The sequence below is a fragment of the Nocardioides dubius genome, assembly GCF_039528155.1.
Lineage (GTDB): Bacteria > Actinomycetota > Actinomycetes > Propionibacteriales > Nocardioidaceae > Nocardioides > Nocardioides dubius.
The window spans coordinates 396,113-403,415 of record NZ_BAAALG010000013.1 but is presented as its reverse complement, the minus strand read 5'-3'; the positions used below and the strand labels follow the sequence as shown (position 1 = coordinate 403,415).

At 69.4% G+C, this 7,303-nt stretch carries 8 protein-coding genes; 3 read left to right on the top strand and 5 right to left on the bottom strand.

The features are described from left to right. Positions 1 to 49: 49 nt before the first annotated feature. The 4 genes from ABD151_RS19035 to ABD151_RS19020 form a co-directional block, all read right to left on the bottom strand. The gene (locus tag ABD151_RS19035) at positions 50 to 337 is read right to left on the bottom strand and encodes a DUF6752 domain-containing protein (RefSeq protein WP_343996406.1); all 288 of its coding nucleotides are present in this window, start codon (positions 335 to 337) and stop codon (positions 50 to 52) included. Further along, on the bottom strand, positions 334 to 1,995 hold the full coding sequence (locus tag ABD151_RS19030) for a class I SAM-dependent methyltransferase (protein WP_343996405.1): 1,662 nt from the start codon (positions 1,993 to 1,995) through the stop codon (positions 334 to 336). Before ABD151_RS19030 ends, ABD151_RS19035 begins: the two co-directional genes overlap by 4 nt. After that, positions 1,992 to 2,438, bottom strand: coding sequence for an FAD synthase family protein (locus ABD151_RS19025; RefSeq protein ID WP_343996404.1), 447 nt, complete (start codon positions 2,436 to 2,438; stop codon positions 1,992 to 1,994). Before ABD151_RS19025 ends, ABD151_RS19030 begins: the two co-directional genes overlap by 4 nt. Before the next feature lie 457 nt (positions 2,439 to 2,895). Beyond that, entirely contained in the window at positions 2,896 to 3,717 is an 822-nt protein-coding gene (locus ABD151_RS19020) for a DUF6602 domain-containing protein (protein WP_343996403.1), read from the bottom strand. A gap of 149 nt (positions 3,718 to 3,866) precedes the next feature. Between ABD151_RS19020 and ABD151_RS19015 the strand changes: the two genes are divergently transcribed. The 3 genes from ABD151_RS19015 to ABD151_RS19005 all read left to right on the top strand — a co-directional run bounded on the left by ABD151_RS19015 (position 3,867) and on the right by ABD151_RS19005 (position 6,282). Next, the gene (locus tag ABD151_RS19015; protein WP_343996402.1) at positions 3,867 to 4,964 is read left to right on the top strand and encodes an ATP-dependent DNA ligase; all 1,098 of its coding nucleotides are present in this window, start codon (positions 3,867 to 3,869) and stop codon (positions 4,962 to 4,964) included. Positions 4,965 to 4,982: 18 nt separating this feature from the next. Then, entirely contained in the window at positions 4,983 to 5,528 is a 546-nt protein-coding gene (locus tag ABD151_RS19010) for a hypothetical protein (protein WP_343996401.1), read from the top strand. A gap of 130 nt (positions 5,529 to 5,658) precedes the next feature. After that, entirely contained in the window at positions 5,659 to 6,282 is a 624-nt protein-coding gene (locus tag ABD151_RS19005; protein ID WP_343996400.1) for a hypothetical protein, read from the top strand. 22 nt (positions 6,283 to 6,304) lie between these two features. Here the strand turns inward: ABD151_RS19005 and ABD151_RS19000 are convergent. Continuing rightward, positions 6,305 to 7,303 (bottom strand): DNA polymerase domain-containing protein (locus tag ABD151_RS19000; protein ID WP_343996399.1); only part of this gene is annotated, 999 nt, incomplete at its 5' end.

Below are 7,303 nucleotides of genomic sequence, written 5' to 3'. Positions count from 1 at the left end.
GAGACCCCCGAATCCCCGCGCTCAGGTCACATCGAAGAGGGGCCGCGGATCAGACCAGCTCGTTGCGGTACTTGTCCAGCACCGCCCGCACCCGCTCCTCGTCCCGGTCCGCCACCGGCACCAGAAGCTCGGCGACGACGTCGGTCAGCTCCGCGATCCGGCGGTTCAGCTGCCGCTGCTCCTGGACCTCGTCCTCGAGCGCCCGCAGCCGCGAGAGCACCCCGACGTTGTGCTCACGTGCCCGCAGCGCCAGGTGCTGCGCACGGCGCAACCGGCTCCGGATCGCCAGCCGCTGCCGCGCCCGCGCCAGCGGACTGGCCGCCTCGATCGTCGTCATCCTCGTTCCTCCCCGCTCGCTCCCGCGAGCCGATGCTTCGCCCCGGAGGGCACCGTTTCCTCAGTCCTGCTTGACGATCCGCGGCCCGCTACCGGGCGGGGCCAGCGCGCCACGATCCGACAGACCGCCGGATCGGGGCTCTCCAGACCATCCACCCCCGGCGCCACCTCGAGCCGCTCGACGACACCGCCGGCCGCCTCGATCTCAGCACGCACCAGCGCGACGTCGAGCCGGTGCACCAGGGGCGCCGGCTCCGGCGCAGGCAGCCCCGGCGCGGCCGCCGAGAACTCCAGCAGCAGCGCACCGCCCCAGCGCAGGGACATCCGCGCCAGCAACCACAGGTTGGCCCGCTCCGCAGGCTCCAGGCAGCCGAGCAGGTGCCGCGCATAGAGATGGTGCGGGGATCGCGCCAGGTCGGCACCGTTGGCCAGCACCGTGCGCAGCTCTCCGAGGATCAGCGGCTGGACGTCGACGTCGGCCTTCGCCCGGCGCACCTCACGCTGGATGTGCCGGCGCGAGAAGCGCGAGTAGTCGTAGGCGCGCACCGGGTGCCCCGCCGCGGCCCACGCGATCGCATCGCGCCCGGTGCCCGAGCCGAGATCCGCGATCGCCTCACCCCCACCTACGAATGACGTCGCCCAGGCGGCGAACTCCGAGCCGCCCGAGGGCACCTGGCGCACCCGGGGGCTCTGATAGAACTCGCTCCATCGCCCCATGTAGGTGCGGAATCCGCGCAGCCAGCCATTGAGCCGGCGCACCCCGGCCGGCGGGTCGGCGTACTTGAACGACGGGTCCGGGATCCGCCAGCCCTCGCCGTAGAGGAAGCGGAGCATCGCCTCCGGGTCGGCCGGAGCCGGGAACGTGTGGCCGTGCAGCTCGATCTCGGACAGCGGCAGCACCGCGGAGACCGGGAGGTCGCCGCTGCGGTTGCCGAGCTGATAGAAGGTCTCCCCGATCCAGAAGGCCACGAAGACGTCGATGTGGCACTGCCGGCCGTCGCTCAGCGGCAGCAGCAGCTTGATGTCGCCGCCCGACATCCGCAGCAGCTTCCAGCCGAGCGCGCGCATCCGTCGCTCGATCCGGTACGACTCGCGGATCAGGTCCGCCGGGGACGACGTCCGGCTCACGTAGCAGAGGTCGGAGTCGGAGTCGTGCGCGATCATCGCGCCGTCCCGGATCGCCCCGAGCAGCATGCCGTAGTTGAGATACGCCTCGACGCCGACCGCACGCAGGTCCGCCAGCGCCCGCGCGGTGCCGCTCAGGATCTCCTCACGGATCTGGTCGTCGGTGGCCGCGAAGGAGCGGGTCAGGTGGCCGACTTTGTCGACCGACAGCGGATGGCCCGACGAGTCACGGACCGCGAGCTCCCCCTGCCCGTCGCCCAAACTGATCTCCGCGTCCGCGAAGACCACCCCGGCACCGTCGGCGACCACGACCCGGCCGACCCCGTTGAGGTGCGGGCGCAGCACCTCGGGCCACGGCACCAGCAGTCCGCCGGCCACGATCCGGCCGTCCCGGGCCGGCGTGCAGGAGAAGAGGTACTGACCGCCGAGCTCGATCAGCAGCGGACCGCGCGCCTCATCCGGCACATGCAGGCCGGCATCGTCGATGCGCACTCGAGCGGCCGCCGTCACGGCGGCTGGGACGACTGCGCTCACGAGACGGCCCGCACCGCTCCAGCCGGAACCAGCGAGGCGTTGATCGCGCGGCGCAGCTGGGTGCTGGAGGTGTGCACCGTGTAGGGGAAGTAGACGACCTCGGCTCCGACCTCGGCCATCTGCCGCTCCAGCTCGTCCCCCTTCGGCGTCCCGCGCCAGTCGTCGCCCTTGAAGATCCGGTCGAACCCGACCTCCTGCCAGGCGTCGACCTTGCTCGGCGTCAGCTCGGCGTGCACCTGGTCGACGATGCCGAGGGCCGCGACGATCTCCAGCCGCTCGCGCAACGGCACGAACGGCTGCACGCCCTTGACCGCCCGGACGATCTCGTCGCCCACGACGCCGGCGACCAGCACGTCGCACATCTCACGCGCCTGACGCAGCACGTTGAGGTGCCCGACGTGGAACAGGTCGTAGACGCCCGGGGCGTAGCCGATGACGCTCATGCTCGAATCTCCATCACTTGAACTCGGGTAAGCCAGCATATCCTAGCGATTAACTCTACTTTAACCAGAGGGTCCGCCCGATCCGTCGCATCCCCGTAGGCTCGGCGTGTGGACCTGCGCTCTCAGAGCGGCAGATCGAGCCGTAGAGCCCCCTCCGGGGCACCAGACGATTCCCGGAGGCTCAGCGTCGGCTGCGTTGGTGCAATGCTCGCTGGCCTCAGGCACCAGCGGCTGCCGAAGCGCAGCACCTAGGGGCGCAGCGCGCAGACTGCGCCTACGCCTCCGCCCGCGCCGGAGGGTTGGCCGTGTAACTAGGCGGCGTTAGACCGACCAACGCTGTCGCTCCGCGTTCCTGGCACCCTGACTCGAGTCCTAGAAACACTGAACGCCACTGCAGCCCGCTCGGCGGCACCTACCGATCAGCCTCGGCCGCCAGCATGATGCCCGGGTACTCCTCCTAGAAGGGAGGTAGCACCGACGATGGCCAGACGCGCATCGGGCCGGACGCAGTCTCGTCTCCGAACATCTCTTCAAGAGACGCCAACGCCTGACGCGCGTAGTCGCGCGTCGAAAGCCCATTCACCCAGGCCATGAACTGAGCGACCGGCGCCCCCACGTGGCCTCGGGTCTTGTGAAGCATGGGGGACGTGACGGGAGAGAACCTCACTTCCCCGCCCTCCACCAGCGGAGCAGCAGAAGTTCTGCTGGTTGTGATGAAGGTCGAGTCTGCAACAAGTAGGCAATCGAGTTCTTCGGCTGGATGGGTGACCGCCGGTTGCGGTCCGCCATGCGCAACTTGGAAGTAAAGCCTCTGAAGGGATTCGCTCGCCGACGTAGCCGAGTTGCCAATCGCCGAGCCGTGAGCCAAAAGGCCGAAATGAATCCCTGCGTGCATCGCCTCCTCCGCGTCGCGCCCTCTCAGCCCTCCCCCGGCTGCGATGATTCGACGCTTCTGCTCGATGGCGTCAGCGATGTCAGGTGAACGCAGGGTGGACTTGCACGAGAATGCTGCGGCAACACCACTGACCAAAACGTCAGATTCATGCCTAAGAGCGCTTGGATAGTCCGGTCGCAGCACGATGAGATCGACCTCTCCCGTCTCACCCCAAGGACCTACGATGTAACGCCGCTTCACTACTGGCCATCCGGCACCCCACCGATCAATGAGTTGCACCCACGTTGCCTCAGCGTGGTGGCCGGCACGCTGCGGGTCACGACGGCGTGCGTACTCCTTCGCCTGCTCGTAGTCGCGCTGAATTCCGTCCGCCACCGACTGCATGAGCCGTCGATAACGCCCAGATTCCGGAACACTCTTCGGAGGCTCTACATGCACTTCAGGAACCTTCAACTTCCTTCTAAAGAGAGACTCTCGGGCCTGAACCGATCACGGCGCACAGTAACGAGGACTAGCGCCACTACGGTTGATCTATGGACCTGCCCGTGATGCCGCCGCTGCTGCCCATGCTCGCCAAGCCGATCGCGTCCGTGGCCGCCACGGCCAAGCACGGCGAGGTGCTCTTCGAGCCGAAGTGGGACGGCTTCCGCTGCCTGGTCTTCAAGGACGGCGACGACGTGGAGCTGGCCTCGCGCAACACCAAGCCGCTGACCCGCTACTTCCCGGAGGTGGTCGCCGCCGCGCGCAAGCAGCTGCCCGATCGCTGCGTGCTCGACGGCGAGCTCTTCGTCGCCCTCGGCGAGCCCGGCAGCCAGCGCCTCGAGTTCGAGGTGCTGCAGGAGCGGATCCATCCCGCGAAGTCACGGGTCGCCAAGCTGTCCGAGGAGACACCGGCCGGCTTCGCCGCCTTCGACCTGCTCGCCCTCGGCGACACCGGGTACCTCGACCGACCGCTGCGGGAACGACGAGACGCGCTCGAGAGCGCCCTCGCCGGCCTCGACGGCCCCTGCTTCCTGAGCCGGGTCACCACCGACCCCGACACCGCGCAGGCCTGGTTCCACGAGCTCGAGGGGGCCGGCTTCGACGGCGTCATCGCCAAGCCGCTCGACGCCGTCTACCAGCCCAATGTCCGCGCCATGCTGAAGATCAAGCACGCGCGCACCGCCGACGTCGTGCTCTGTGGCTACCGCGAGCACAAGACCTCCACCGCCGAGAACCCGTTGATCGGCTCGCTCCTGCTGGGCCTGTGGCATGACGGCGCGCTGCAGCACATCGGCGTCTCGGCGAGCTTCACCGCGAAGCGCCGCGCCGAGCTGTGGCACGAGTTGCAGCCACTCGTGTGCAGCATCGACGAGCACCCGTGGGCGGCCTGGGGAGCCGCCGCGATCGCCAACCCCGACCGCGTGCCGGGCACCCAGTCACGGTGGTCGGCGGGCAAGGACCTCTCCTTCACCCCTGTGCGCCCGGAGCGCGTGCTCGAGGTCGGCTACGACCACATGGAGGGGCGCCGGTTCCGGCACACCGCGCAGTTCAAGCGCTGGCGCGAGGACCGCGACCCGACCAGTTGCACCTATGAGCAGCTGGAGGAGCCCGCCAGCTATGACCTGGCTAAGATCTTGAGTATCGGCTGACACTCGGAAGGGGATGCCATGTCCACCCAGGAGACCGAGAACTACGACGTCGTCCTGCTGTGCGAAGACGCGCTCTCACAGCTCGACGCCCAACAGGTCGCTTCCTTGCATGACGAGCTCCGCGCCGAAGGCACCGAGGTCGCCTACACCGTGCTGCTCCCGGTCGACGACGCCGCGGCGAAGGTGGAGGCGGCGATGAGCTCGCTGGCCGCCGGAGAGGTGATGGCCTCCCCCGCCCTCGCGATGAGCGACGTCGACCTCGAAGAGGTCCGCCGTGAGTGCCGCGAGCGCTCCGAGGCCAACCTCGCCGAGTCGCTGACCCAGCTCCGCGCGATCGTCGGCTCGGTCTCCGGACGGGTGATCTCCGGCCAGCCCATCGACGCACTTGCCGAGGTGGTGACCGAGATCGACGCCCGCGAGGCGATCATCCTCACCCAGCCGCACGTGGTCGCTGAGTTCTTCCACCTCGACTGGACCTCCAAGGCCCGGCGCAAGATCGGCGTCCCGGTGCTGCACCTGCTCGAGCGGGAGACCTTCGCAGAGCAGGGCGAGAGCGGCGTCTGACGCCACCCCACCGCAGCCTCAGGCCTCCTCGGCCTGAGGCTCGGTCGGCATCCACCGTCGCCTCCCGACTCTCTGTCGGCACCCCTCCCTACTCTCCAATTCCGATACCTCCGGACTGGAGATGACGCCGATGTCACCACAACCGCACACCTTGGAAGCACTGCTCACCCCCGCCGAGTTCGACCCGTTCCGGCGCGCCGCTGCCGGCGACCCTGGCCGCCTGGTGGATCTGTACGACTGGAACGCCCAGGTCGGCACGGCCTTCGCCGAGTCGCTGCGCTATCTCGAGGTCGGGCTGCGCCACGCCCTCGACGCTGCCGCCCGCGAGCACCTCGGGGACGCCTGGCTCACCCCTCACTCCCCCTTCCTCACCCGCCGATCGCGGCACGCGCTCGACGCCGCTCAACGCCGGGCACGCGCCGGGGCCTCGCGTGCCGATGTGCTCGCCGAGCTCCCGTTCGGCTTCTGGGTCGCCCTGCTCGCCGAGCCCTGCAAGCAGGCCCTGTGGTCGCCGGCGCTGCGCTTCGCGTTCCCCGAGGCGACCCGTCGCGCCCACCTGCACCGCAGACTGCAGGAGCTCGAGGCCCTGAACGAGCAGATCACCCGTCACGCACCCCTGCACGAGCGGAACCTGCTGCGCGACTACGACCGCGTCCTCGAGGTCGCCCGCCTGCTCGCACCCGTCCTCGAGCAGCACCTGATCGTCACCTCCCGGGTTCCGGAGGTGCTCTTCTGCCGGCCGCTGCTCACCTGAGGCCGCGGGCGGCTGCGGGGCGCTAGGGCTCGATCCGGTTGCCCTCGGCGTCCCAGTGCTCGGCGACCTTCTTGCTCGGCTGCACCCGTGGCGGCTCCCCCGGCATCTTGGGGTAGTCCGGCGGATAGTTGAGCTCGACCGGGTGCTCGTTCCACAGCGCCAGCAGTGGGTCGAGCGAGTGGGCGACGTCGTCGATCTCCGCCCAGGCGTCGCCGTCCGCCATCCGCTCGGGCACGGTGAACAGGTTGAAGTCGCGCGGGTCCTTGATCTCGGCGAGCTCCGCCCAGGTCATCGGCGTGCTCACCGGTGCGCCCGGCAGCGGCCGCAGCGAGTAGGCCGACGCGATGGTCCGGTCCCGCGAGTTCTGGTTGAAGTCGACGAAGATCCGCTCGCCCCGCTCCTCCTTCCACCAGTTCGTGGTCACCCCGCCGTCCCGCTTCTCCAACTCGCGCCCGAACGCGATCGCGGCGTGGCGGACGTCGACGAAGTCCCAGCGCGGCTCGATCCGCAAGAAGATGTGGATGCCGCGGTTGCCGCTGGTCTTCGCGAAGCCCCGCATCCCCAGGTCGGTCAGCAGCTCACGCGCCACCTCGGCCACCCGCTGCACGTCGGCGAAGGTGGTTCCGGGCTGCGGGTCGAGGTCGATCCGCAGCTCGTCCGGGCGGTCCACGTCGGCACGCCGGACCGGCCACGGATGGAAGGTCAGGGTGCCCATGTGCGCGCACCAGATCGGCACCGCCAGCTCGGTCGGACAGATCTCGTCGGCGCTCCGGCCCGAGGGGAAGGTGATCGTCGCCGTCTCCAGATAGTCGGGCGCCCCCTTGAGGACCCGCTTCTGATAGAACGCATCGGCGTTGCGGTCCCCCGGCCCGGTGGCCAGTCGCATCCCGTCCCGCACACCGCCGGGCCACCGCTCGAGCGCCGTGGGTCGCTCACGCAGCGCGCGCATCAACCCGTCGCCCACCGCGACGAAGTACTCCGCGACCATCAGCTTGGTCACCTCGGTCGTCCGCTCGGTGGC

What these genes read in the sequence shown, in the direction of transcription:
- ABD151_RS19035 (WP_343996406.1), bottom strand. Translation starts at nt 337, where the DNA reads ATGACGACGATCGAGGCGGCCAGTCCGCTGGCGCGGGCGCGGCAGCGG.
- ABD151_RS19025 (WP_343996404.1), bottom strand. Translation starts at nt 2,438, where the DNA reads ATGAGCGTCATCGGCTACGCCCCGGGCGTCTACGACCTGTTCCACGTC.
- ABD151_RS19020 (WP_343996403.1), bottom strand. Translation starts at nt 3,717, where the DNA reads ATGCAGTCGGTGGCGGACGGAATTCAGCGCGACTACGAGCAGGCGAAG.
- ABD151_RS19015 (WP_343996402.1), top strand. Translation starts at nt 3,867, where the DNA reads ATGGACCTGCCCGTGATGCCGCCGCTGCTGCCCATGCTCGCCAAGCCG.
- ABD151_RS19010 (WP_343996401.1), top strand. Translation starts at nt 4,983, where the DNA reads ATGTCCACCCAGGAGACCGAGAACTACGACGTCGTCCTGCTGTGCGAA.
- ABD151_RS19005 (WP_343996400.1), top strand. Translation starts at nt 5,659, where the DNA reads ATGTCACCACAACCGCACACCTTGGAAGCACTGCTCACCCCCGCCGAG.